Source organism: Rhodococcus sp. 06-221-2, from assembly GCF_002258365.1.
Lineage (GTDB): Bacteria > Actinomycetota > Actinomycetes > Mycobacteriales > Mycobacteriaceae > Rhodococcoides > Rhodococcoides fascians.
This window is the reverse complement of record NZ_NOYJ01000033.1, coordinates 103,000-127,464: the sequence shown is the minus strand read 5'-3', so window position 1 is coordinate 127,464 and position 24,465 is coordinate 103,000. Positions and strand designations below refer to the sequence as shown.

The 24,465-nt window shown below is 65.9% G+C and carries 25 protein-coding genes; 15 read left to right on the top strand and 10 right to left on the bottom strand.

The window, feature by feature from the left end:
- The first annotated feature begins 2 nt into the window (after positions 1–2).
- A complete protein-coding gene (locus CH281_RS20065; RefSeq protein ID WP_094695420.1) occupies positions 3–1,460 on the top strand; it encodes an MFS transporter in 1,458 nt (485 codons plus the stop codon).
- On the opposite strand, the gene CH281_RS20060 is transcribed toward CH281_RS20065, so the two are convergent.
- A complete protein-coding gene (locus CH281_RS20060; RefSeq protein ID WP_048318331.1) occupies positions 1,423–1,863 on the bottom strand; it encodes a ferritin-like domain-containing protein in 441 nt (146 codons plus the stop codon). The genes CH281_RS20065 and CH281_RS20060 overlap by 38 nt on opposite strands.
- A complete protein-coding gene (locus CH281_RS20055) occupies positions 1,860–2,369 on the bottom strand; it encodes a hypothetical protein (protein WP_032390115.1) in 510 nt (169 codons plus the stop codon). The genes CH281_RS20060 and CH281_RS20055 overlap by 4 nt, the downstream gene beginning before the upstream one ends.
- A 184-nt stretch (positions 2,370–2,553) precedes the next feature.
- On the opposite strand from CH281_RS20055, the gene rimP reads away from it, so the two are divergent.
- The 8 genes from rimP to CH281_RS20015 all read left to right on the top strand — a co-directional run bounded on the left by rimP (position 2,554) and on the right by CH281_RS20015 (position 10,955).
- Positions 2,554–3,129, top strand: a complete 576-nt coding sequence (gene rimP / locus CH281_RS20050) for a ribosome maturation factor RimP (protein WP_094695482.1) — start codon at positions 2,554–2,556, stop codon at positions 3,127–3,129.
- Positions 3,126–4,133, top strand: coding sequence for a transcription termination factor NusA (gene nusA / locus CH281_RS20045; protein ID WP_027496745.1), 1,008 nt, complete (start codon positions 3,126–3,128; stop codon positions 4,131–4,133). The genes rimP and nusA overlap by 4 nt, the downstream gene beginning before the upstream one ends.
- Positions 4,134–4,229: 96 nt before the next feature.
- Positions 4,230–4,562: a YlxR family protein gene (locus CH281_RS20040; protein ID WP_052053323.1), complete on the top strand. Its 333-nt coding sequence runs from the start codon at positions 4,230–4,232 to the stop codon at positions 4,560–4,562.
- Between the two features lie 97 nt (positions 4,563–4,659).
- Positions 4,660–7,593 carry a translation initiation factor IF-2 gene (infB, locus tag CH281_RS20035; RefSeq protein ID WP_032366434.1) on the top strand — a complete coding sequence of 978 codons (2,934 nt, stop codon included), beginning with the start codon at positions 4,660–4,662 and terminating at the stop codon, positions 7,591–7,593.
- 157 nt (positions 7,594–7,750) lie between these two features.
- Positions 7,751–8,041 (top strand): DUF503 domain-containing protein, encoded by a 291-nt coding sequence (locus CH281_RS20030; RefSeq protein WP_027496748.1) that lies wholly within the window; start codon positions 7,751–7,753, stop codon positions 8,039–8,041.
- A 100-nt stretch (positions 8,042–8,141) separates the two neighbouring features.
- The gene (gene rbfA / locus CH281_RS20025; protein ID WP_027496749.1) at positions 8,142–8,630 is read left to right on the top strand and encodes a 30S ribosome-binding factor RbfA; all 489 of its coding nucleotides are present in this window, start codon (positions 8,142–8,144) and stop codon (positions 8,628–8,630) included.
- Position 8,631: 1 nt separating this feature from the next.
- Positions 8,632–9,630 (top strand): DHH family phosphoesterase, encoded by a 999-nt coding sequence (locus tag CH281_RS20020; protein ID WP_032366435.1) that lies wholly within the window; start codon positions 8,632–8,634, stop codon positions 9,628–9,630.
- Positions 9,627–10,955: an MATE family efflux transporter gene (locus CH281_RS20015; RefSeq protein ID WP_032383385.1), complete on the top strand. Its 1,329-nt coding sequence runs from the start codon at positions 9,627–9,629 to the stop codon at positions 10,953–10,955. Before CH281_RS20020 ends, CH281_RS20015 begins: the two co-directional genes overlap by 4 nt.
- A gap of 15 nt (positions 10,956–10,970) precedes the next feature.
- Here the strand turns inward: CH281_RS20015 and CH281_RS20010 are convergent, their stop codons facing one another.
- From CH281_RS20010 to CH281_RS19995, 4 genes are read right to left on the bottom strand one after another with little or no spacing between them, the layout of a single operon-like run.
- Positions 10,971–12,065 carry a sulfate/molybdate ABC transporter ATP-binding protein gene (locus CH281_RS20010; RefSeq protein WP_094695419.1) on the bottom strand — a complete coding sequence of 365 codons (1,095 nt, stop codon included), beginning with the start codon at positions 12,063–12,065 and terminating at the stop codon, positions 10,971–10,973.
- Positions 12,062–12,871: an ABC transporter permease gene (locus CH281_RS20005; RefSeq protein WP_027496753.1), complete on the bottom strand. Its 810-nt coding sequence runs from the start codon at positions 12,869–12,871 to the stop codon at positions 12,062–12,064. Before CH281_RS20005 ends, CH281_RS20010 begins: the two co-directional genes overlap by 4 nt.
- Positions 12,868–13,653: a molybdate ABC transporter substrate-binding protein gene (gene modA / locus CH281_RS20000; RefSeq protein WP_032390121.1), complete on the bottom strand. Its 786-nt coding sequence runs from the start codon at positions 13,651–13,653 to the stop codon at positions 12,868–12,870. Before modA ends, CH281_RS20005 begins: the two co-directional genes overlap by 4 nt.
- Positions 13,654–13,665: 12 nt before the next feature.
- A complete protein-coding gene (locus CH281_RS19995) occupies positions 13,666–14,064 on the bottom strand; it encodes a TOBE domain-containing protein (RefSeq protein ID WP_094695418.1) in 399 nt (132 codons plus the stop codon).
- Positions 14,065–14,297: 233 nt separating this feature from the next.
- On the opposite strand from CH281_RS19995, the gene CH281_RS19990 reads away from it, so the two are divergent.
- From CH281_RS19990 to truB, 3 genes are read left to right on the top strand one after another with little or no spacing between them, the layout of a single operon-like run.
- Positions 14,298–15,221 (top strand): metallophosphoesterase family protein, encoded by a 924-nt coding sequence (locus CH281_RS19990; protein ID WP_094695417.1) that lies wholly within the window; start codon positions 14,298–14,300, stop codon positions 15,219–15,221.
- Complete coding sequence (gene npt / locus CH281_RS19985) at positions 15,218–15,883, top strand: 4'-phosphopantetheinyl transferase Npt (RefSeq protein WP_032370820.1); 666 nt, start codon at positions 15,218–15,220, stop codon at positions 15,881–15,883. The genes CH281_RS19990 and npt overlap by 4 nt, the downstream gene beginning before the upstream one ends.
- 35 nt (positions 15,884–15,918) lie before the next feature.
- Entirely contained in the window at positions 15,919–16,851 is a 933-nt protein-coding gene (truB, locus tag CH281_RS19980; RefSeq protein ID WP_094695481.1) for a tRNA pseudouridine(55) synthase TruB, read from the top strand.
- 43 nt (positions 16,852–16,894) lie between these two features.
- Here truB and CH281_RS19975 read toward each other — a convergent pair whose 3' ends face one another.
- The 4 genes from CH281_RS19975 to CH281_RS19960 are packed head-to-tail and all read right to left on the bottom strand — an operon-like array spanning position 16,895 to position 20,281.
- Entirely contained in the window at positions 16,895–17,647 is a 753-nt protein-coding gene (locus CH281_RS19975) for a metal-dependent transcriptional regulator (protein WP_370878688.1), read from the bottom strand.
- Between the two features lies 1 nt (position 17,648).
- A complete protein-coding gene (locus CH281_RS19970) occupies positions 17,649–18,476 on the bottom strand; it encodes a metal ABC transporter permease (protein ID WP_205912357.1) in 828 nt (275 codons plus the stop codon).
- Between the two features lie 48 nt (positions 18,477–18,524).
- On the bottom strand, positions 18,525–19,322 hold the full coding sequence (locus CH281_RS19965) for a metal ABC transporter ATP-binding protein (protein ID WP_094695416.1): 798 nt from the start codon (positions 19,320–19,322) through the stop codon (positions 18,525–18,527).
- Complete coding sequence (locus CH281_RS19960) at positions 19,319–20,281, bottom strand: metal ABC transporter substrate-binding protein (RefSeq protein WP_032370822.1); 963 nt, start codon at positions 20,279–20,281, stop codon at positions 19,319–19,321. Before CH281_RS19960 ends, CH281_RS19965 begins: the two co-directional genes overlap by 4 nt.
- Before the next feature lie 103 nt (positions 20,282–20,384).
- Between CH281_RS19960 and CH281_RS19955 the strand changes: the two genes are divergently transcribed.
- The 3 genes from CH281_RS19955 (at position 20,385) to CH281_RS19945 (ending at position 24,414) form a co-directional block, all read left to right on the top strand.
- Positions 20,385–21,353 (top strand): bifunctional riboflavin kinase/FAD synthetase, encoded by a 969-nt coding sequence (locus CH281_RS19955; RefSeq protein WP_027496763.1) that lies wholly within the window; start codon positions 20,385–20,387, stop codon positions 21,351–21,353.
- Positions 21,354–21,489: 136 nt separating this feature from the next.
- On the top strand, positions 21,490–21,759 hold the full coding sequence (gene rpsO / locus CH281_RS19950) for a 30S ribosomal protein S15 (protein WP_027496764.1): 270 nt from the start codon (positions 21,490–21,492) through the stop codon (positions 21,757–21,759).
- 393 nt (positions 21,760–22,152) lie between these two features.
- A complete protein-coding gene (locus CH281_RS19945) occupies positions 22,153–24,414 on the top strand; it encodes a polyribonucleotide nucleotidyltransferase (RefSeq protein ID WP_094695415.1) in 2,262 nt (753 codons plus the stop codon).
- Positions 24,415–24,465: the final 51 nt, after the last annotated feature.

Sequence of the window (24,465 nt, the reverse complement as noted above, 5' to 3'; positions counted from 1 at the left end):
CCATGACCGCTACAGCCTCTCCGCCTGCAGTGCACCCCGCCGCTCGGTCGATTCCCGTGTGGCTGGGAATCGTCGCCGCATCCCTGCCCATGTTCATGGCGACCCTCGACAATCTGGTGATGACCAGCGCGCTGCCGGTGGTTCAGCAGGATCTGAATGCGTCGGTCGGACAGCTGCAGTGGTTCCTCAACGCCTACACACTGAGCTTCGCGACATTCATGCTCACTGCAGCAACCTTGGGCGATCGCTGGGGCAGGCGCGCGGTGTTCCTCGGCGGGATAGCGCTGTTCACCGCGGCCTCCGTGGCCAGCGCGCTCGCCACGAGTCCGGCAATGCTCATCGCCGCGCGGGCGATACAGGGCCTCGGTGCCGCGGCGATCATGCCGCTGTCACTGACTCTGCTCGCAGCTGTCGTCCCGATTGCCAAGCGCGCCATGGCAATCGGAATCTGGGGCGGTGTCTCGGGCCTCGGTGTCGCACTCGGGCCTGTCGTCGGTGGTGCGGTCGTCGACGGTATTTCCTGGCAAGCGATCTTCTGGATCAACGTCCCGGTGGCGCTCGTCGCGGTACCGCTGGCGTACATCGCCCTGACCGAGTCGACCGGACGCAGGCAACCTCTCGATCTGCTGGGTGTGGTGCTCGCGGGCGGCGGGGTGTTCTTGCTCGTGTGGGCGGTGGTCCACGGCAACGACGACGGATGGGCATCGACCACCGTGCTCGCGAGCTTCGTCGGCTCTGCGGTGCTTCTCCTCGCGTTCGTCTCCCGAGCATGGCGAACCCCGTTCTCGGTACTGCCGTTGACGCTCTTCCGATCACGCAGTTTCACGCTGGCGAACATCATCGGAATCACGTTCTCGCTCGGCATGTTCGGGGCCGTGTTCCTGCTTGCTCAGTACCTGCAGATAGTGATGCACTACAGCCCGTTCGAGGCGGGTCTTCGCACATTGCCCTGGACCGCCGCGCCTATGGTGGTCGCACCCATTGCGGGTCTCGTGGCCGATCGAGTCGGCCTGCGCGGCTTGTTGGTGTCCGGACTGGCGTTGCAGTCGCTGTCACTGGTGTGGATGGCACTGATCCTCGGACCCGACACCGCCTACCTGTCGATGGTGCCCGCGCTGCTGATGGCCGGAGTCGGCATGGGTTTGACCTTCGCGCCCTCGGCAACCGCAGTGTTGCGAGACATGGACGACGACGATCACGCCACGGCGAGCAGTGCGAACTCCACTGTGCGGGAAGTGGGAATTGCGCTCGGAATCGCCGTCCTGACGGCGGTGTTCATCGGAAACGGAGGATCACTCACCCCCGCTGGATACACCGACGCGTTGGCACCCGCTCTACTCGTAGGCGCAGGGGCGGTGGCGATCGGATTGGTTGCGGCACTGTTCATGCCGGGTCGTTCCGCCGGTCCGGCGGACGACGTGGTCACGGCTGACCGGGAAAAGCCGTCGACGACGGGATGACACCCAGGATCTGCTGCCATGTGGCCAGTCTGATCGCGGCCTCGGTCAGTGCCTGGACGCCCATCTCGCGAGTGCCGCCGGATCGACTGCGCTCGACGGCCGAACGCCACGCCACACTCGTGTCGATCTCTGCCTGAACAGCGAGCTGCACAGCCGAGATCGCATCGGTCACCGGAAACGGCGACGCGTATGCCGGATCGGGCAGGGGCGCTGTGACGCTGGCTGCGCGGAGTGCGTCGATGGTCGAGTCTCGACGCGCTCGGTGTGCCGCGGTGCACGCGGCCACCATGTCTGCTCGGGTCGGGTTGGAGAACGCCGCGACGATCCCGTACGCGAAGACGGCTGCGTACTCGGCGACGAGTGCATCGACGAGCCCCTGTTGTTCGGGTCCGAGATCGCTCATGCGAGTACCACCTGAGCGAACACCGTGCACGAGGCACTGATCGACCCGAGAAGGCCGGCGCGATAACCGCTTTCGTCGCGGGCGGCGGTCGCCGCACTGCGTGCCGAGGCGGTCAGCGCATCGCGCACCGCGACGAGATCGGGTGGCGGCGCGGACTGGGCCGCGGTCGTGGTCGTCGTGGCAGTCGCCGACGAGGTGTCGGTGGTCGCTCCGGTGGCCCGGGCGATCTCGGTCTCGAGTGCATCCGCATGTTCGGTCCGCTGGGCCGCGACCACGCCGAGAGCTCCTGCGTAATCGGGAGCGACCGTTGCCGCCGAAGACGCAGCCGCGGCGTCGGAGCGAGCGGAGCGCAACTGTGCCGTCAGAGAATCGAGTGCGGGACCGGAGATTTCCTCCGCGCCGCAGGCCGTGACGGTCGACGCCGTGGCCGCAGTGAGGACGGCGGCACCGGCGAGCCGGAACAGCCCACGTCTGTTCAACGAGAGAGGGGCGGTCGGCGTGGGCACCCCGATATCGTGCCAGACCCTCGACCGTGTCGGACCCTCGAGGCGACACGGCCGTGCCCGTGTGTCGCCTCGGCCATGCGTGGTCGCGAGCACCACCTGCGGGGCGGTAGTCTGTTGGTTCACCAAACGCGGTCCGGCGCACCTGCGCCGCATTGCCGACAACTACACACGAGGAGTTCGCGACATGCCTGTTCCGTCCCAGGAAAGGGTTGTCGAACTGCTCGGCGACCTGGTTCGAGATCGGGGCTACGACCTCGAGGACGTGAACGTGGTCGCTGCCGGTAAGCACAGTGCCGTGCGCATCATGGTCGACCGTGAAGACGGCGTCGACCTCGACGCGCTGCCGGAGTTGAGCCGGGTGATCTCCGATGTGTTCGACGGCGTGACCGATTTCGGCGAAGCGCCGTACACCCTCGAGGTCACCACTCCCGGAATCGATCGCCCGTTGACACAACCACGGCATTGGCGTCGCGCGCGTGGTCGCAAGGTGCGGATCGAACTCGCCGACGGCAAGGTCGAGGGCCGCGTCGGACTTCTCGACGGTGACTCGGTTGCCCTCGTGATCAAGGACAAGGGAGTTCTCTCGACAAGATCGATCGCGCTGGCCGATGTTGTGAAAGCTATTGTGCAGGTAGAATTTTCGCGGCCGACCGCAGAAGAGATGGATCTTGCGGGCGGCGTGGTGGGCGGTAGGCCGTCACCCGCGAACACCGACGAAATCGTGAATGTGGAAGCACCGGAAGAAGGGTCGGACAAGTGAATATCGATATTGCAGCTCTGCGCGCCATCGAGGCGGACAAGGGCGTTCCGATCGAGATGGTGATCTCGACGATCCAGACCGCGTTGTTGACCGCCTACCGGCACACCGAGGGGCACCAGTCCAACGCGCGAATCGACGTCGATCGCAAGACCGGTTCCGTCCGGGTGATGGCCAAGGAGTTCGACGCCGAGGGCAATCTGATCTCCGAGTGGGACGACACGCCGGAAGGCTTCGGCCGGATCGCTGCCACCACCGCTCGTCAGGTGATTCTGCAGCGTTTGCGCGATGCGGAGCACGAGCGCTCCTTCGGGGAGTACTCGACCCACGAGGGTGAAATCGTCAACGGCGTCATCCAGCGCGATACGCGCGCCAACGCCAAGGGCACCGTCATCGTCCGGATCGGCAGCGAGGCGAACGGGGCCGACGGCCTGCTTCCGCCCGCCGAGCAGGTTCCGGGGGAGACGTACGAGCACGGTGAGCGCATCAAGTGCTACGTCGTCGGAGTCGCGCGGGGCAACCGCGGCCCGCAGATCACGCTCTCGCGCACACACCCCAATCTGGTGCGCAAGTTGTTCGCGCTCGAGGTGCCCGAGATCGCCGACGGTTCGGTCGACATCGTGGCGGTAGCGCGTGAATCGGGGCACCGCTCGAAGATCGCGGTCGCGTCGACGGTCTCGGGCCTGAACGCCAAGGGTGCATGTATCGGGCCGATGGGGCAGCGCGTGCGGAATGTGATGAGCGAACTGGCCGGCGAGAAGATCGACATCATCGACTTCGACGAGGACCCGGCGACGTTCGTCGGGAATGCACTGTCGCCGTCGAAGGTTGTGTCTGTGACCGTGGTGGACGCAGCCGCTCGCGCGGCGCGCGTGGTGGTCCCGGAGTACCAGTTGTCGCTGGCGATCGGCAAGGAAGGGCAGAACGCTCGACTTGCCGCTCGATTGACCGGTTGGCGTATCGACATCCGCAGTGACGCGGCGGCACCCGAGACGACCAGCGCCTAGGGCCGGAATGCGGAGATCGAGGCAATACAGCGGTAGAGTGGTCGATGGTTCGGTAACGACCTCTCCGCTCGGAGACGTGAACGCGAGAATCCGGTTGTGACAAGCCGGCCGATTCGTACATGTGTCGGGTGCAGGGAGCGAGTGCCGGCCGCCGATCTGTTGAGGATCGTGGTTCGAGAAGCTGGTTCGTACGAATTCGCTCTCGTCCCCGACATCCGGCATTCGATGTCCGGTCGTGGTGCTTGGTTGCACTACAACCGAGAATGCCTGCACAATGCGGAACGTCGCCGAGTCTTCGGCCGCGCGTTTCGGATATCGGGAAATGTGGAATCGTCCGCAGTATCGGACGTGCTCGACGAGCACGAACGGCTGCACGGCGAGAACACGACAAGAGCAACACCCGTCGACAAGAACAGGCAACAGCACTGATGAGCACACCGTGAAGCACCAACGATGAACGTCCATCGGAGATAACCCGAGGTCGTGCGGGCACCAAGCCTCGCTCGGCCTCTCAGTGAGGAGAGCAGTGGCAGGCAAGGCCCGCGTGCACGAGTTGGCAAAAGAACTCGGTGTCACCAGTAAGGAACTACTCGCACGGCTCAAAGAGCAAGGCGAGTTCGTCAAGTCCGCATCATCCACAGTCGAAGCCCCCGTGGCTCGTCGACTTCGTGAATCCTTCCCGTCCGCAAACGCGGACGCGCCGGCGTCCGGTGCAGCAGCACCCAACGGTCGCGCAGCAGCAGATCGTGCGTCGGATTCCGCCGCGAAGCCCGGCGCAGCAAAGCCGAGTGGACCTCGTCCCGGACCCAAGCCGGCATCCCGCCCGGCCGAGCCCGAGGCCCCCGCTGCACAGGCACCCGCAGCGCAAGCTCCGGCAGCGCAGTCGCCCGCTGAGGTAGCTCCCGCTGCCCCGTCGGCACCGGCCGCTGCGCCCACGCCGGCACCGGCTGCGCCCACCCCTCGTCCGGCAGCACCCGCTGCTCCGGTCGAGCAGGCACCTGCCGCGTCGGCCGAGGCAACCGCGTCGGCTCCGGCCGCCCCCAAGCCCGCTGGTCCTGGCCCCAAGCCCGGCCCGAAGGCTCCGCGCGTCGGAAACAATCCGTACTCGTCGGCTCCGGTCGAACGACCGGCCCCGCGACCCGCTCCCGGTGCCGGTGCTCCCCGCCCCGGCGGCGGACGACCGGCTCCCGGACAGGGCGGACCCCGCCCGGCCGCACCGGCAGGCGGCGCTCGTCCGGCTCCCGGACAGGGCGGCCCCCGTCCCGCACCGGGTCAGGCCGGACCTCGGCCCAGCCCGGGCTCCATGCCTCCTCGCCCCAATCCGGGTGCGATGCCGACTCGTTCGGCACGTCCCGGCCCCGCAGCAGGACGTCCCGGTCGCCCCGGCGGCGCACCGGGTGGACGTCCGGGCGGCGGCGGTGGCGGTGGTTACCGCGGCGGTGGCGCTCCCGGCGCTCCCGGTGGTGCACCGGCAGGTGGCGCTCCCGCAGGTGGCTTCCGTGGCCGTCCCGGCGGCGGTGGCCGTCCCGGTCAGCGTGGCGCAGCCGCAGGTGCGTTCGGTCGGCCCGGCGGAGCAGTCCGCCGCGGTCGCAAGTCGAAGCGGGCGAAACGCGCCGAGTACGAGAGCATGCAGGCTCCCGCAGTCGGCGGCGTCAGGCTGCCCCGCGGCAACGGCGAGACCATTCGTCTCGCCCGCGGAGCATCGCTGTCGGACTTCGCAGACAAGATCGACGCCAACCCCGCTGCACTCGTGCAGGCACTGTTCAACCTCGGTGAGATGGTCACCGCGACGCAGTCGGTCAACGACGAGACGCTGGAGCTTCTCGGCGGCGAGATGAACTACGTCGTGCAGGTCGTCAGTCCCGAGGACGAGGATCGCGAACTGCTCGATTCGTTCGACCTCACCTACGGCGAAGATGCCGGCGGCGAGGAAGATCTCGAGCAGCGTCCCCCGGTGGTCACCGTCATGGGCCACGTCGATCACGGTAAGACTCGACTGCTCGACTCGATCCGTAACACCACGGTGCGCGAAGGCGAGGCCGGCGGCATCACGCAGCACATCGGTGCGTACCAGGTGTTGACCGAGCTCGAAGGCAACGAGCGTCTCGTGACCTTCATCGACACCCCCGGTCACGAGGCCTTCACGGCCATGCGTGCTCGTGGTGCCAAGGCCACCGACCTTGCGATCCTCGTGGTCGCGGCCGACGACGGTGTCATGCCGCAGACGGTCGAAGCCATCAACCACGCCCAGGCGGCCGACGTGCCGATCGTGGTCGCGGTCAACAAGATCGACAAGGAAGGCGCGAACCCGGACAAGATCCGGCAGCAGCTGACCGAATACGGTCTGGTCGCCGAGGAATACGGCGGCGAGACGATGTTCGTCGACATCTCCGCCAAGCAGGGCACCAACATCGATGCCCTCCTCGAAGCGGTGCTGCTGACGGCCGATGCGTCACTCGATCTGCGTGCCAACCCGGACATGGATGCCCAGGGTGTCGCCATCGAGGCACACCTCGACCGCGGTCGCGGTCCGGTGGCCACCGTGCTCATCGCCCGCGGAACGCTGCGCGTCGGTGACTCGATCGTCGCCGGCGATGCCTACGGCCGCGTGCGTCGCATGGTCGACGAGCACGGCGAGGACGTCACCGAAGCGATGCCGTCCCGGCCCGTTCAGGTCATCGGCTTCACGTCGGTGCCCGGTGCAGGCGACAACCTTCTGGTCGTCGACGAGGACCGGATCGCCCGTCAGATCGCCGATCGCCGTAATGCCCGTAAGCGCAATGCTCTGGCGGCCAAGAGTCGCAAGCGCATCAGCCTCGACGATCTCGATGCAGCTCTGAAGGAGACTTCGCAGCTCAACCTGATCCTCAAGGGTGACAACTCGGGAACCGTCGAGGCGCTCGAAGAGGCCTTGCTCGGTATCCAGATCGACGACGAAGTCGAGTTGCGCGTCATCGACCGCGGTGTCGGTGGCGTCACGGAAACCAACGTCAACCTGGCGTCGGCATCCAACGCGATCATCATCGGCTTCAACGTGCGGGCCGAGGGCAAGGCAACCGAACTCGCCAACCGCGAGGGCGTCGACATTCGGTACTACTCGGTGATCTACCAGGCCATCGACGAGATCGAGAAGGCCCTCAAGGGCATGCTCAAGCCGATCTACGAAGAGGTCGCTCTGGGCCAGGCCGAGATCCGCGCGCTGTTCCGTTCCTCGAAGGTCGGAAACATCGCCGGTTGCCTCGTCACCTCCGGTACGATCCGTCGCAACGCCAAGGCGCGCCTGCTCCGTGACAATGCGGTCGTGGCCGAGACCGTGACGATCTCCTCGCTTCGCCGCGAGAAGGACGACGCAGTCGAGGTTCGTGAGGGATACGAGTGTGGTTTGACGGTGACGTACTCCGACATCAAGGTGGGCGATGTCATCGAGGCGTACGAGCTCCGTGAAAAGCCGCGCGACTAGAACAGGTCTGGAGCTGAACAGCTCCGTTCCCGGTCGCGTCGGCTCGGTGGTGAAGCCAGGGGAGTGACACTGCACTCCGGGGACGAGCCGGTGGTGGTACGACATATGTACCGCCACCGGCTTTGTCGTCGGAGCTGATCGAAGGGGCGACGTCAGCGTGTATCTGGGTGCTTTGGAGTTGGACGTGTTGTTGGGGGACGTGCGTTCGCTCGCCGAGAAACGGTCGATGGTGGAACCGGTTCTCGGCGATCTGCAGAGGCTGGGAGTGTCTGCCGCCGAAACCGGTGAGCGAGAACGTATTCGGCGTTCGATGTTGGGCGTGGCAGCGGCGGGCACGAACGTCGACCTGTTGCACGACAAGCTCGACGAGTGCGAGCGGCACGTCGCCGAGCGTCAGGATCTGGAACTGTTGGCAGTACGCCGAAGAATTTTCGGCCCCGAGGATTAGATCGGGGAGTTCGTCGAACGTGTTCGGCGAATGTTGGAGCGTAATCGCCGAGACGTCGCACTGCAGTGACGTCCGGCCATGAAAGAGGAGTGTGATTGTCGTGGTGGATCAGGCCAGGGCTCGTAAGTTGTCCAAGCGAATCGCCGCTATCGTTGCGACGGCGATCGACCACGAGATCAAAGATCCACGGTTGGCGTTCGTGACCATCACCGACACGAAGGTGACGGCCGACCTGCACGACGCCACGGTGTACTACACCGTGATGGGCGAGGATCTCGATACCCCGCCCGATCTGCAGGGAGCTGCGGCGGGTCTGGAGAAGGCCAAGGGCGTTCTCCGCTCGAAGGTCGGAGCCGGTACCGGTGTGCGGTTCACTCCGACGCTGACGTTCGTGACGGATACCGTCCCCGACACCGCCCGGCACATGGAAGAGCTGCTCGAACGCGCTCGCGCAGCCGACGAGGAGCTGGCTCGCGCCCGGGCGAACGCGAAGCCTGCCGGAGACCCGGACCCGTACAAGGCTCCCCGCGAGGAGTCCCCCGCGGATCGCGGCGATGCAGAAGCCGTCGAGCCAGCCGAAGCCGACTGAGATGTCCGATGGCTCTGGTTCGGAGTTCGAGCTGGACGAGGATCTGGCGCGTGCGATCGAGATGCTTGAGCGCGCTTCCTCGGTGACCGTGCTCTGCCATGTCCAGCCGGATGCCGACACGATCGGCAGCGGATTGGCAATCGGTTCGGTACTCGAACGTCGCGGCGCGCAGGTGCAGGTGGCGTTCGCCGCGCCCGCGTTTCTGCCGCAATCGATGGAAGAGCTACCGAACCGGCATCTGCTGGTGGAGCCGGAGAAGGTGGCCGAATCGGTCGATCTGGTGGTCACCGTGGACGCCGGAAGCCGAGGTCGACTCGGTTCGCTCGGCGAGCGACTCGACTCCGCATCGGAGTCCCTGGTCATCGACCATCACCGGAGTAATACGCGGTTCGGAACACTGAACGTCGTCCACGCGTCCGCCGAGTCCACCACGGCCGTGATCGTCCGCCTGCTGGATCGGTGGGGTGTCGACATCGATGCGGACCTGGCGCATCTGCTGTTCGCGGGTCTGGTCACCGATACCGGGTCGTTCCGGTGGGTGCGGCCGGGTTCGCATCTGCTCGCGGAGAGGTTGCTCGCGACCGGCATCGACGGTGCACGTATCGCCCGTCGCCTCCTCGATACGCACCCCTTCGACTGGCTGCCGATGCTCGGGGCGGTACTGGGTTCGGCCGAGTTGCTGCCCGACGCGGCGGGCGGACGGGGGCTCGTGTACGCCGTCATCCGGAGCGAGGATTCGGCCGGTCTGAGGTCGGAGGAGATCGAGAGTGTCATCGACATCGTGCGGACCACCTCCGAGGCGGAGGTGGCCGCGGTGTTGAAGCAGCAGGATTTCGGGTCGGTCTGGGTGGTGTCGCTCAGATCCAAGACGCAGGTGGACGTATCTGCAGTGGCGACCGGGCTCGGCGGCGGTGGGCATCACAACGCCGCGGGCTACACCGCGACCGGTGAGCTCCCCGACGTGATCGATGCGCTCCGTGAGGCCTTGTCGGCGTCGTGAGTTCCACCCCTGTCACGGCTCGCAGAATTCTCGGGCTGTCGCTTCCATCGCTCGGAGTTCTGGCCGCCGAACCCCTCTACCTCCTCTTCGACGCGGCGGTCGTCGGCCGGCTCGGCGCGTTGGCTCTGGCCGGCCTGGCGATCGGGGGGCTCGTCCTCGCTCAGGTCAGCACGCAGCTGACCTTCCTGTCCTACGGAACCACTGCGCGTGCGGCGCGCATGCACGGTGCCGGTCGTGAGCGCGACGCCGTCGGGGAAGGGGTGCAGGCGACGTGGCTGGCGGTGGCGATCGGTCTCGCGATCGTCCTCGTGGTCCAGTTGTTCGCCGCCCCCGTCGTGTCGCTACTGGCCGGTGGCGGTGACATTGCCGCGGAGGCACTGCTGTGGCTGCGCGTGGCGCTGGTGGGGGTGCCGTTCATTCTGATATCGCTGGCCGGGAACGGCTGGATGCGCGGCGTGCAGAACACGACGACACCATTGCGGTTCGTCGTGCTCGGTTTCGGCGTGTCGGCGGTGCTGTGTCCACTCCTCGTCCACGGCCTGCTCGGATTTCCCCGGCTCGAATTGGTGGGCTCGGCCGTTGCGAACGTCATCGGCCAAGGCGTCGCAGGCGCTCTGTTCGTCGGTGCCCTCGGGCGGTCGGGTGTGCCGTTGCGCCCGCGCTGGTCGGTCATGCGGGCGCAGCTGGTACTCGGCCGCGATCTGATCGTGCGCAGTCTCGCGTTCCAGGCGTGCTTCCTGTCTGCCGCAGCGGTCGCGTCGCGATTCGGTGCCGCGTCGGTGGCGGCAAATCAGGTGGTGCTGCATCTGTGGAACCTGGTGTCGTTGATGCTCGACTCGTTGGCGATCGCTGCGCAGACACTCGTGGGAGCGGCCCTGGGTGCGGGCAGGACCGAGGATGCGCGTGCGCTCGCACGCCGGTTGACGGCATGGTCGACGGTCTTCGCGGTGATCCTGGCCGCGGTGTTCGCCGCCGGGCAGCCGGTCGTCCCGGGATTGTTCACCACCGACGTCTCGGTGATCGATCAGATGCAGGCGATCTGGTGGATCTTCGTGGCGATCATTCCGGTGGCCGGTGTGGTGTTCGCGTTGGACGGGGTGCTGTTGGGCAGCGGCGATGCCGCGTTCTTGCGTAACGCCACGATGGCGTGTGCGGTCGTCGGGTTCCTGCCGTTCATCTGGTCGGCCCTGGTGTTCGACTGGGGTGTCGTGGGCATCTGGCTGGGTCTGGGTGTCTTCGTCTGCCTGCGCATGGTCGCGGTCGCCGGTCGAGTGCTGTCGGGTAAATGGCTCGTGACCGGTAGCGATCGGCAACTGCGAGACTGATCGCGTTCGCATGCATCACCGCCGTGACACCAGGGCCGGATGCAGCACCACCTCGCGGCTCTTGACGACGAAGAACACCCGTCGGCCGGGTTCGAGGCCCAGCTCCGATACCGCGGCGGCGGTGATGTCTGCCGCGATACCCGGTGTGCCGTCGGGGTGCGGACGAGCTCGGACGCGGATGCCCGAGCCCTGCACTTCCATCTCCTCGATGACTACTTCGAAGACGTTGCGCGGGCTGGCGTGCGGCGCGGTGAGGTGTACCGAAACCGCAGCGGGGGAGAAAACTGCGACCACCGGCGTCCCCGAACCGTGTTGCCCCGAGCCGTGCACGACGGTGTCCCACGGCGTGCGCAGCGCGGTGGTGTCGCCGACGGTGAGTGCGTGGCCCGAGATCAGATTGACCCCGGCCATGCGAGCACCGAACTCGCTTCGCGGGGCGGTGAGAACGTCGGCGACCGAACCGCGTTCGACGACGCGTCCACCGTCGACGACGGCAACGGTATCGGCGAGTGCGACGACGTCGAGCAGATCGTGGGTGACTATCAGTGCCGTACGACCGTTCTCTCGGAGTACGGTGCGCAGCAGTCTTCGGATGGCCGGGGCCGTGTCGACGTCGAGCGCGGCGAGCGGTTCGTCGAGCAGGAGGAGTCGGGGATCGGCGGCGAGTGCGCGGGCGATGGCAACCCGCTGAGCTTGGCCCCCGGACAGCTGTGCCGGGCGGCGCTCGGCCAGGTGAGAGGCTCCGACTGCGTCGAGCCATCGATCGGCCACTGCCCCGGCCGTCCTCCGGTCGGCGCCGGAACTACGTGGTGCGAATGCGACGTTCGTCCGTGCGGTCATGTGAGGAAACAGCAGTGTCTCCTGTGCCAGAGTCGCGATGCCGCGGGCGTGCACCGGAACGGCCGTCCTTGCGGTCGTGTCGGTCAGAACGTCCTCGCCCAGGCGGACGATGCCGTCGTCGGGTGGCACCAGGCCCGCGACGAGCTGCAGCAGTGTGGATTTACCTGCGCCGTTCTGTCCCAGGATCGCCGTTGTTTCACCCTCGGCGACATCCAGCTCGAGATCGACGCCCCGGGCCGCGACGGTGGCGCGCAGGTGTAGCGAACTCATGGTGTTCCCGTCGTTCGAGTACCGCGAGCGGCCAGGACCACCACTGCCGCGACGACGACGAGGACGAGCGACAGGGCTATCGCTGCGTCGGGGTCGGACTCGCGTTGCAGATAGATTTCGAGGGGCAGGGTTCTGGTCACTCCCTCGAGAGAACCGGCGAACGTCAGGGTCGCGCCGAACTCTCCCAGTGCGCGCGCGAACGCGAGAACGATTCCGGACGTCAACCCGGGCAGGATCAAGGGGAGGGTGACGCGGCGCAGGACCGTCGTAGGGGGAGCGCCCAAGGTTGCGGCCACCACGTCGTATCGGTCACCGGCAGTGCGCAGCGCGCCCTCGACGCTGACCACCAGGAAGGGCAACGATACGAAGGCCTGGGCGAGCACCACGGCCGTCGAGGTGAACGCGATCCGGATTCCGAAGGCATCGAGATGTTCGCCCAGTAGCCCCTGGCGACCGAACGTGTAGAGCAAGGCGATACCGCCGACCACCGGGGGGAGCACCAGTGGGAGGACGACGAGGGAACGCAGCGTCGACAGACCGCGAAACGAACTGCGGGCGAGGACCGTTGCCATCGGCACACCCAGGAGCACACACAACACCGTGCTCGCCGAGGCCGTCTTCAGACTCAACAGCAGTGCGGCTACTGCGGACTCGGACGTGATGAGCCCGAAGAAGTTCGTCCAGTCGATTCGGGTGAACATCGCGGCCAACGGCGCGACGACGAGAAGCGCTCCGGCAGCGGCAGGGACGAATATCCATCCGGGTACACCGACGGTCGGACCTGTGCCCGCGGCGTGCCCGGTCACGGTGCCGCGAAACCGGCCTGCGTCAGCACTTCACGGCCGACCGGTCCGGCGACGAAGTCGGTGAAGGCGCGGGCCGTGTCCACGTTGTCGGATCCGCTCAATGCTGCGATCGGATAGGTGTTGACCGCCCCGCTCGATTCCGGGAAAGGCACGGCGGTGACGGCGTCTGCGGCCCCCGTTGCATCGGTGACGTACACCAGTCCGGCGTCGGCCTGACCGGAGGTGACCTTGCCCAGAACGTCGGTGACGGACGACTCCTCGCTGACTGCCGGGATGTCGGTTCCGGTGGCGTTCTCGACGGCTGCCGTGGCCGCGCCGCACGGCACCTGCGGCGCGCAGATCACCGTCAGCACATCGGGTTTCGCCAGATCGGCGAACGACCGGACGGCCTTGGGGTTACCCGGGGCAGTGACGATGGTGAGGGTGTTGGAGGCGAAATCCACCGGGTCGCCGGCGACGAGGCCGGCATCGACGATCGTGCTCATGTTCTTGGTATCGGCAGAGGCGAACACGTCGGCAGGTGCACCGTTGACCAGTTGCGCGGCCAGATCGGAGGAGCCCGCAAAGCTGAAATCGACGGTAGTGCCGGGATGTTCCTGCTCGAAGCGGGTGCCGAGGGCGGTGAACGTCGAGCGCAGTGATGCCGCCGCGAACACGGTCAGCGTGCTCGAACCCCCGTCCTGCGGAGCGTCCTCGGCAGCGGGGTCGGCCGCGCACCCTGCAAGCATCAGGGCGACCGCGACCAGAGCACCGTGAACCGCTCGAATGTTTTTCACTGACATCGTCCTTCGGTTCTAGGGAGTTTCGACAATGACGGTCGTGGCCTTGACGACCGCGACGGTGATGGAGCCCGGTTCGAGCCCCAATTCCTGGACCGACCGGGTACTCATCAGGGACACGATGGTGAACGGCCCACACTGCATGCGGACCTCGCTCATGACCGCGTCGGAGACCACCTCGGTGACCAGCCCCACGAGTCGGTTCCGGGCCGAGCTACCGCCCGATGCCACCTCGGGCGGGGGAGCGGCGTGCTCGCGGGCGTACTGCGCGAGAGCGCGCGCGTCGACGACCTTGCGGCCCGTCTCGTTGTCGCGGGAGGGTAGGGTCCCGCTGTCCATCCACCGGCGGACGGTGTCGTCGCTGACTCCGAGCAGTGCGGCGGCGTCGCGTACCCGTATCGGCGGTGCCGTCATCGCACGGTGCCGTTTCCTGCAGCTATCCGCAAAAGCGTCATGAAAGGCACCATATACCCGAATCTGCGGTCGCTACTGTGTGGATCCTCCTTTCGGAGCCGTCGGACGAACCGCAGCGGTTCACCCCCGCGTGCACCGCTGCGGAATCTCCGGGGAGTATTGGAGGTTGGTACGTTCTCGGGCGGTTGTGGCGATTCGACGTCGGCGGCCGAGTGCATCGGAAGGGATCATCAGTGGCAGCCAAGTTATGGGCAGTGAGCGACATTCATGTCGGACATCGAGGCAATCGACCTGTCACCGAGGACATTCATCCCGAGTCACCCGAGGATTGGCTGATCGTCGCCGGAGACGTCTCGGAGAAGACCGACGACATCAAATGGGCGCTCGAGCTGCTGCGCAGCCGCTTCGCGAAAGTGATCTGGGTTCCGGGCAATCACGAGTTGTGGACGACGGTGAAGGACCCCGTTCAGATCCACGGAGCGGCTCGGTACGAGTACCTGGTCAATCTGTGCCGCGAGATCGATGTCGTCACTCCCGAGGACCCCTACCTGCTCTGGGAAGGCGAAGGTGGACCCGCGACGATAGTGCCGATGTTCCTGCTCTACGACTACACGTTCCTCCCGCAGGGTGCGCGGGACAAGGAGCACGGGCTGGCGATCGCGCGCGAGAAGAACGTCGTCGCCACCGACGAGTTCCTGCTGTCCTCTCAGCCGTATGCGACGCGCGATGCCTGGTGCCATGCCCGCATCGACGCCACCCGCGAGCGCCTCGACGCGCTGGACACCACGGTTCCCACCGTGCTCATCAACCACTTTCCGATGGTGCGTCAGCCGACCGAGGTGTTGTTCTACCCGGAGTTCGCCCTGTGGTGCGGTTCGACGCTGACGGCGGACTGGCACACCAGGTACAACGCGATCTGCTCGGTGTACGGTCACCTGCACATCCCGCGGACCACCTACTACGACGGCGTCCGCTTCGAGGAGGTCTCGGTGGGTTACCCGCGCGAATGGCAGCGCCGTGGACTGCCGAGCAACGTTCTGCGCCAGATTCTTCCGGTTCCCGAGTATCCGCCGGGCACGTTGAACAAATGGGGCGGGCACTTCACCGTGACGCCCGAGATGGAGGCAGAGGTCGAGAAGATGAGGGCAGGCCAGTGATCGAATCGATTCTCCCCAATGGTGTTGTCTCGGCCGAATTGTTCACCGATCCACCGGGTTTGATGCCGCACCCACTCGAAGCGCCGTTGGTCGCCAAGGCGGTGGACAAGCGCAAGCGTGAGTTCACCTCGGCTCGACACTGCGCGCGTGTGGCGATGCAGAAGCTCGGTGTGGAGCCCGCGCCGATCATGCGCGGCACCTCCGGCGCACCGCAGTGGCCGAAGGGAGTGGTGGGGTCGTTGACGCATTGCGACGGCTACCGCGGTGCCGTTCTGGGCTACGCCATGCAGGTTCGCTCGGTGGGAATCGATGCCGAGCCACACGGACCTCTTCCCGACGGCGTGCTCGACGCGGTCAGCCTCGAAGCCGAGCGCGAGTGGCTCTCGACCGCGGGCCGAGAAGACGTCCACTGGGATCGAGTGTTGTTCTGCGCCAAGGAGGCGACGTACAAGGCTTGGGAGCCGCTGACCGGTCGCTGGCTCGGGTTCGAGGACGCGCACATCACGTTCGAGCGCACCGGCAGCGGCGACGACATCTCGGGAACGTTTCGATCCGAACTGCTGGTCCCGGGCGACACTGTATCCGGACCTCCGTTGACGGCTTTCGACGGTCGATGGATGGTGTCCGACGGTTTGGTGATGACGGCGATCTCGGTGATGTGACGACCGGCTCGTCGCGCCTGGCACAATGCACTCTCGTGAGTGCTCGCGGAAAGATCTCGTCCGGTCTCGTCGGTGCCGGTGTGTTGGTGGTCGACAAGGGGCCGGGCGTCACCAGTCACGATGTCGTCGCGTCGTGCCGAAAGTTGTTGCAGACCAGAAAGGTCGGTCATGCGGGGACGTTGGACCCCATGGCGACCGGGGTGCTGGTTCTGGGCGTCGAGCGGGCGACCAAGATGCTCGGACTGCTGACGCTGACGACCAAGTCGTACACCGCCACCGTGCGACTGGGGCGCAGTACGACGACCGATGACGCCGAGGGTGAGGTGCTCGCCGACGTCCCGGCCACGAATGTCTCGGATTCGGATATTGCGGCCTGGGTCGCCGCACTCACCGGTGACATCGAGCAGGTTCCGGCCAGTGTCAGTGCCATCAAGGTCGACGGTCAGCGGGCACACAAGCTCTCGCGCGCCGGTGAGGAGTTCACCCTCGCCGCTCGCAAGGTCACTGTCACTCGCTTCGACGTGACGGCTCGCCGCGATGTCGTCGATTCCGATGGCCGGTTCGTCGACCTCGATGTCGAGGTGGACTGCACGTCGGGGACGTACGTGCGCGCGCTCGCACGGGATCTCGGCGCAGCACTGGGCGTCGGCGGCCACCTGACGGTTCTGCGCAGAACCAGGGTCGGGCCGTTCACGCTCGACCACGCCGTGACGCTCGAGGAATTGGCCGAGAATCCCGCTGTGGGTCTCGATATAGACGAGGCCGCGCGCACCGCATTTCCGCACCGACAGATCGATGCCGCCGAAGCGGAGTCGCTCAGCCAGGGACGCTGGCTCGATCCCGTCGGAATCGAGGGGGTCTACGCGGCTGTCGATCCCACCGGGCACACCATCGCGTTGCTGCAGGAAAAGGGCAAACGGGCGAGCTCGGTGATGGTGGTGCGGCCGGCAACACTGCGCGGGTACTGATTTCCCGTTCGGATCGGCCCTGCGACCGAGGGGACTGCACCGATCAGGTGGCCGGAACCATCCAGATCGCTTCGGCGGCGCGGTGACCGAGATCGATGGACTCCGTGCTGCCGCGTCGGGCGAGTTCGATCGCCACCGTGCCGGCGTAGTCGCGTCGTTCGACCACGGTGATCGGTAGATCGAGCTCGATGCCGACCGAATCGAAGTACCGGAGCATTGCGGGGTCCGAATCGGAGATACGAGCCACTCGTCCCGACTGACCGTCGAGGTACTCGCTCAGTCTGGTTGCGGACGGCGTGTCGATCGACCCGTTGGCCGACGGAATCGGGTCCCCGTGTGGATCTCGTTCGGGGTGGCCGAGTTTGGCGTCTATCCGATCCATCATCAGATCGGATACCGCATGTTCGAGGATTTCTGCCTCGTCGTGGACCTCGTCCCAGCCGTACCCGAGTTCGCGAACGAGGTAGGTCTCGATGAGGCGATGTCGACGGACCATGCCGATGGCCGCCAGTCGGCCCTTCTCGGTGAGTGAGATGGCACCGTACCGGGCGTGGTCCACCATGCCCTGATCGGCGAGTTTGCGAATCGCCTCGGACACCGTGGATGCGGATACGCCGATTCGTTCGGAGAGCATCTTGGTGCTGACGGAGTCTTCACTCCATTCGCTGGCCGTCCAGATGACCTTGAGGTAGTCCTGCGCAACTGCGGACAGCTGTACGCCCTCGTCGGCCGGAGCTGGATCGTCTTTTCGTTGCGCCACGTCGCCGAGCTTAGGCAATCCAATGGAAAAAGACATCTCACCCGGCCGGAGCCACCGTCACCTGTCCTCGGCGGCGCAGAGCGCGCGTGACGATGCCCTGCGCCGGGCTGAACAGGTAGGCCAGCACGAACACCAGGCCTTGGGCCAGCACCACGCTGCCACCCGAGGAGACGTCGAGATAGAAACTGGCGTAGATACCGACCAGGGCGCAGCCCACCGAGATGGCGGGGGCAATCATCAGCATGCGGCCGAAGCTGTGGGTGAGTAGGTATGCGGTTGCGCCGGGTGTGATCAGCATGGCGACGACCAGGATGACGCCGACGGCCTGTAGCGCCACGACGGTCGTCAGCGCGAGCAGCGTCAACATCGCGGCCGAGATCACGCTCGGATTGATACCGACCGCGCGAGCCTGCGTGCGGTCGAAGGCGAACAGAGTGAAATCGCGACGCTTGATCACCATCACGGCCAACGCCAGCCCGCCGAGCACGAACACCTGGATCATGTCCGACTGCGACACCCCGAGCAGGTTTCCGAACAAGATGTGGTTGAGGTCGATCTGGCTCGGAAACTTGGAGATCAGGACGACGCCGAGGGCGAACAACGTGGTGAACACGACGCCGATCGCGGCGTCCTCCTTGACGATGGTGGTGTTGCGAACCACCCCGATGGCACCGACCGCGATGAGTGCGAACAGCAGCGCGCCGATGGCGAACGGCGCACCCAGCAGATAGGACAGGGCGACGCCGGGGAGTACCGCGTGCGATACGGCGTCCCCCATCAGTGACCAGCCGATGAGTACGAGCCAGCAGCTCAACACTGCGCAGACGATCGAGGCGGTGACGGTCACCAACAGCGCACGCTGCATGAAGGTGTATTCGAGAGGATTGACGACGAAGTCGATCAGGTACACGGTTCAGCTCACTTCCGAAGTTGGAGAGCTCGCGCCCAGTTCGTCGATCCTCGACGGGTCCATGCCGAAGGCCAGTGCCAGGTTCTCCGGGCGCAACACCTCGGCTGGACTGCCGTGCATCAGGACCCGCTGCTGCAGCAGGATCGCCTCGTCGCACAGTTCCGGAAGGGCGTGCAGATCGTGGGTGGACACGAGGACGGACGCACCCTGAGCGGCCAGTTCTCGGAGGAGTCGCGTGATCGTCGCCTCGGTCTTCTTGTCCACTCCTGCAAACGGCTCGTCGAGGAGCAGCAAGGACGCTTCCTGAGCGATGGCGCGGGCCACGAATGCCCGTTTGCGCTGTCCGCCGGAGAGTTGCCCGATCTGTCGATCGGCGAGCTCGGTGAGATCGACCCGTTGGAGCGCCGCGTCCACCGCAGCTCTGTCTGCCGCACGAGGGGTTCGGAGAAAGTTCTGTTTGCCGTAACGACCCATCATCACCACGTCCCGGACGCTGATGGGGAATGTCCAGTCGACCGATTCGGCCTGGGGCACGTAGCTGACCGTCCCGGCTTTGCGGGCCCGAGCGGGGTCGCCCCCGAAGACCGTGATCGAACCGGCATCGGTCTTGACGACGCCCATGATCGCCTTGAACAGCGTCGACTTACCCGATCCGTTCATTCCGACCAGGCCGCAGACGCGTCCGGGTGCGAGGGTCAGGCTCGCGCCGACCAGTGCCACGACGTCTCGGTACCGAACGTCGACAGCGTCGACGGTCAGCGCGGCACCGTCCCGGTTCGCACCCGAGATGTGCCGGGTCATCGCGTGCCCACCAACGCGTCGGCGATCAGCCGCGCGTCGTAACGCAGCAGATCGAGGTAGGTGGGCACGGGTCCGTCGGCGGCGCTGAGGGAGTCGACGTACAGCTTTCCGCCGAAGCGGGCACCCGTGTCCTCGGCGACCTGGAGCTGAGCCTTGTCCGAGACGGTCGACTCGCAGAAGACGGCAGGCACGTCGTTGTCACGTACGAAATCGATGGTGCGGACCACTTGTTTGGGTGTCCCTTCCTGTTCGGCATTGACCGGCCACAGATACGCCTCTTGCAGGTCGAAGTCGCGGGCCAGATAGCCGAACGCGCCCTCACACGTCACCAGAGCACGTTGCTGCGCCGGAAGTTGGGCCAGATCGGATTCCAGTTCGTCGCCGACCGACCGCAGCTCGGTGATGTACGCGGCGGCGTTGGCGCGGTATTCCTCGGCATGGACAGCGTCGAGCGCCACGAACGCGTCGGCGATGTTGGTGATGTAGGTCTCCGCCACGACCGGCGACATCCAGGCATGTGGATTGGCCTTGCCCGCATACGCGTCGTCGCGGATGTAGACGGGTTCCACGTGTGCGCTGACGACCGCGTGCGGTGCGGGCACCCGCTCGACGAACTTTTCGAACCACGCCTCGAGTCCCAGACCGTTGTCCAGGATCAGATCGGCGCTTTCGGCAGTGCGTAGGTCGCCGGGTGTGGGCTCGTACCCGTGAATCTCGGCTCCGGCCTTGGTGATCGACTCCACACGGAGATGGTCGCCTGCAACGTTCGCGGCCATGTCGGCCAGCACCGTGAACGTCGTCAGCACCAACGGTCTGCCGTCGTCCATCGACGTCGGCTCGTCGTCGCCGACCGCGCGAGCGCATCCGCTCGACGTCGCTACCAGCAGTCCCGCCACGGCCCAGCTCGCAACGATTCGACCCACGCGAGATCCGCGAGATCGAAGAAATAAGTTAGGCACCCCGAAATATTTACCGTGGGGACACCCTTTTGTCCATACCTGCCGCACGCGACACGCCTGTCCGAGGATGACCGAGCGGCCGCCGGGCCGTAGGCTTCGCGGTGTGCAGAGATGGCGAGGTCTCGACGATGTACCTGCCGACTGGGGCCGATGTGTGCTCACGATCGGTGTGTTCGACGGCGTTCACCGCGGACATGCGCAGTTGATCGGTAGAGCAGTGGCCGCAGCTCGGGAACGCGGCGTACCCAGTGTGCTCATGACGTTCGACCCCCACCCGATGGAAGTGGTCCGTCCGGGTAGTCACCCCGCGCAGTTGACGACGTTGACCCGGCGTGCCGAACTGGCCGAGGAACTGGGCATCGACGTGTTCTGCGTCATGCCGTTCACGCCCGAACTGATGAAACTCACCCCCGAGCGATACGTGCACGAGATCCTCATCGAACGCCTGCACGTTGCAGAAGTGGTCGTCGGCGAGAACTTCACCTACGGGAAGAAGGCGCTCGGGACGGTCCCCATGCTGCGCAAGATCGGCGAACGGTCCGGCTTCGCAGTCGACGGAGTCAACCTGTTGGCCGAGCATGCCGTCACGTTCTCGTCCACCTACATCAGGTCGTGCGTGGACGCCGGGGACGTCGCGGCAGCAGCTGCAGCGCTCGGCCGCCCGCATCGCGTCGAGGGTGTCGTCGTGCACGGCGACGGACGCGGCCGTCAAATGGGCTATCCCACAGCCAATGTCGCTCCGCCGATGTACTCGGCCATACCGGCGGACGGGGTCTACGCCGCCTGGTTCACCGTGCTCGGTCCGGGTCCGATCATGGGGACGGTCACTCCGGGGGAGCGGCACCCGGCGGCTGTGTCGGTGGGCACGAATCCCACGTTCTCGGGACGCACCAGGACCGTCGAGGCGTTCGTGCTCGACGGCGAGGGAGACCTCTACGGGCAGCACGTGGCCGTCGACTTCGTCGAGCGACTGCGCGGAATGGAGAAGTTCGATTCCATGGAGGCTCTCGTGGAGGAGATGGGCCGGGACGCCGACCGGGCCCGCTCGATCCTGGCCGCCAGCGCAGCCTGATAGGCTGACTCCTCGGTGTTCGCTGCGGTCCGCGGCGGCTGCACCGGCTTCGATACCGCCCGGATGATCATGCATCGTCCACGGCGGGGCCCGTTGCTTCCTTTCACGCGGACGTCATTGATCAGGAGTAGTACCAGTGGCATTGACCACCGAACAGAAGAAGGCCGTTCTCGGCGAGTACGGCTTGCACCCCACCGACACGGGTTCGCCCGAGGCGCAGGTTGCAATGCTCACCAAGCGCATCGTCGACTTGACCGAGCACCTCAAGATGCACAAGCACGATCACCACTCCCGCCGCGGCCTGTTGCTGCTGGTCGGACGTCGTCGTCGTCTGCTCAAGTACATCGCGAAGGTAGACGTCACTCGCTACCGTTCGCTCATCGAGCGTCTGGGTCTGCGTCGATAATTTCGATCGACGCGAGGATGTTGCCGATGCATGGTTCGACGCGCCGGTGTACACCCGACTCGCAGCAATAGTGCAGTAGCCAACGAGGCAGTGCTTAGACTGTTCCTCGTTGGCTTTCTGTGTTTGTACCGCAACATCAGGATAGTCAGCACGACCAGCGGATACACGGTATCCGCACACCGCCGTGTATGCCTGTCACGCCGTGGTGTCGGTCTTCGGTAGTGGCTTTTCGGATACGAGATCCGGAGGGCTTCGATCGATGGCCGCCTCCGCGCAGCCGCGTCCCGAGACGAACTCTCGGAGATGGACGGCACAGGTATGCCGCCACAGCCAGGAGGGCTGGTGGTGTGTCCACGCGGGCACGGCAAAGACGAGAGGACGAGAACAGAACACATGTCGGACACCACAACATTGGACGCCGAAGAAGGCGTCTACGAAGCAACAGCGATCATCGACAACGGCTCTTTCGGTAAGCGGAGCATCCGCTTCGAGACGGGTCGCTTCGCACAGCAGGCCGCAGGCGCAGTCGCCGCGTACCTCGACGAGGACACCATGCTGCTGTCGGCAACGACGGCGGGCAAGCACCCCCGTGAGGGATTCGATTTCTTCCCGCTGACGGTCGACGTCGAAGAGCGCATGTACGCCGCGGGCCGTATCCCCGGATCGTTCTTCCGCCGCGAGGGCCGTCCGTCCACCGACGCCATCCTCACCTGCCGCCTGATCGACCGGCCGCTGCGTCCGACGTTCGTCGACGGACTGCGCAACGAGATCCAGGTCGTCATCACGGTCATGAGCCTCAACCCAGCCGATCTGTACGACGTCGTCGCGATCAACGCCGCGTCGGCATCGACCCAGATCGCCGGTCTGCCGTTCTCCGGTCCGATCGGCGGCGTTCGCGTCGCGCTGATCGACAAGCAGTGGGTTGCGTTCCCGACCAACGAGCAGCTCGAGAAGGCCGTGTTCAACATGGTCGTCGCCGGCCGCATCGTCTCCGGCTCCGGTGCCGACGCCGACGTCGCGATCATGATGGTCGAGGCCGAGGCCACCGAGAACGTCATCGAGCTCATCGAGGGCGGCGCTACCGCACCCAACGAGGCAGTTGTCGCCGAGGGCCTCGAGGCCTCGAAGCCCTTCATCGCAGCCCTGTGCACCGCACAGCAGGAGCTCGCGTCCAAGGCCGCCAAGCCGACCGGCGACTACCCGGTCTTCCCGGCGTACCAGAGCGACGTCTTCGAAGCCGTCGAGAACGCCGCGAAGATCCCGCTCAACGAGGCACTGACCATTGCCGGCAAGGCCGAGCGCGAGAACAAGCTCGACGAGGTCAAGGCTCAGGTCCTCACCTCGGTCGGAGACAGCTTCGCCGGCCGCGAGAAGGAGATCGGTGCCGCGTTCCGCGCACTGACCAAGAAGTCGGTTCGCCAGCGCATCCTCACCGATCACTTCCGCATCGACGGCCGCGGCATCACCGACATCCGGTCGTTGTCCGCCGAGGTCGCGATCATCCCGCGTACCCACGGATCGGCTCTGTTCGAGCGCGGCGAGACCCAGATCCTGGGCGTCACCACCCTCGACATGGTCAAGATGGCGCAGCAGGTCGACTCGCTCGGGCCCGAGACGTCCAAGCGCTACATGCACCATTACAACTTCCCGCCGTACTCCACCGGTGAGACCGGCCGCGTCGGTTCGCCGAAGCGTCGCGAGATCGGTCACGGCGCACTCGCCGAGCGCGCTCTGCTGCCGGTTCTGCCCAGCCAGGCAGAGTTCCCGTACGCCATCCGCCAGGTCTCCGAGGCATTGAGCTCCAACGGCTCGACCTCGATGGGCTCGGTCTGCGCATCGACTCTGTCGCTGCTCAATGCCGGTGTGCCGCTGCGTGCCCCGGTTGCCGGTATCGCGATGGGCCTCGTGTCCGACGAGGTCGACGGCGAGACTCGCTACGTCGCCCTCACGGACATCCTCGGTGCCGAGGACGCGTTCGGCGACATGGACTTCAAGGTCGCCGGAACCAAGGACTTCGTCACCGCCCTGCAGCTCGACACCAAGCTCGACGGCATTCCCTCCAAGGTGCTCGCCGGCGCGCTGTCACAGGCGAAGGATGCTCGCACGACGATCCTCGAGGTCATGGCCGAGGCCATCGACACCCCGGACGAGATGAGCCCGTACGCACCTCGCGTCACCGCGATCAAGGTGCCGGTCGACAAGATCGGCGAGGTCATCGGGCCCAAGGGCAAGATGATCAACTCCATCACCGAGCAGACCGGTGCCAACATCTCGATCGAAGATGACGGCACTGTCTACGTCGGTGCAGCGGACGGCCCGTCCGCACAGGCCGCGATCGACATGATCAACGCCATCGCCAACCCGCAGCTGCCGAAGGTCGGCGAGCGATTCCTCGGAACCGTCGTCAAGACAACGGCTTTCGGTGCATTCGTTTCGCTGCTCCCGGGCCGCGACGGACTGGTGCACATCTCGAAGCTCGGTAACGGCAAGCGCATCAACAAGGTCGAGGACGTCGTGAGCGTCGGGTCGAAGTTGCGCGTCGAGATCGCCGATATCGACAACCGCGGCAAGATCAGCCTCGTTCCCGTCGAAGACGACAACGCAGCTGCTCCCGCCGACGCTCCCGAGGCACCCGCCGAGGTCAGCGCTGAGTAAGAAGCAAGCGAGCCGAACGGTACGTCCCCTCGGGACGTACCGTTCGGCCGT

Coding starts and splice junctions, on each gene's coding strand:
- CH281_RS20065 (WP_094695420.1), top strand. CDS start 3: ATGACCGCTACAGCCTCTCCGCCTGCAGTGCACCCCGCCGCTCGGTCG.
- CH281_RS20060 (WP_048318331.1), bottom strand. CDS start 1,863: ATGAGCGATCTCGGACCCGAACAACAGGGGCTCGTCGATGCACTCGTC.
- rimP (WP_094695482.1), top strand. CDS start 2,554: ATGCCTGTTCCGTCCCAGGAAAGGGTTGTCGAACTGCTCGGCGACCTG.
- CH281_RS20020 (WP_032366435.1), top strand. CDS start 8,632: ATGTCCGATGGCTCTGGTTCGGAGTTCGAGCTGGACGAGGATCTGGCG.
- CH281_RS20010 (WP_094695419.1), bottom strand. CDS start 12,065: ATGAGTTCGCTACACCTGCGCGCCACCGTCGCGGCCCGGGGCGTCGAT.
- modA (WP_032390121.1), bottom strand. CDS start 13,653: ATGTCAGTGAAAAACATTCGAGCGGTTCACGGTGCTCTGGTCGCGGTC.
- CH281_RS19995 (WP_094695418.1), bottom strand. CDS start 14,064: ATGACGGCACCGCCGATACGGGTACGCGACGCCGCCGCACTGCTCGGA.
- CH281_RS19975 (WP_370878688.1), bottom strand. CDS start 17,647: ATGTCTTTTTCCATTGGATTGCCTAAGCTCGGCGACGTGGCGCAACGA.
- CH281_RS19970 (WP_205912357.1), bottom strand. CDS start 18,476: ATGCAGCGTGCGCTGTTGGTGACCGTCACCGCCTCGATCGTCTGCGCA.
- CH281_RS19965 (WP_094695416.1), bottom strand. CDS start 19,322: ATGACCCGGCACATCTCGGGTGCGAACCGGGACGGTGCCGCGCTGACC.
- CH281_RS19945 (WP_094695415.1), top strand. CDS start 22,153: ATGTCGGACACCACAACATTGGACGCCGAAGAAGGCGTCTACGAAGCA.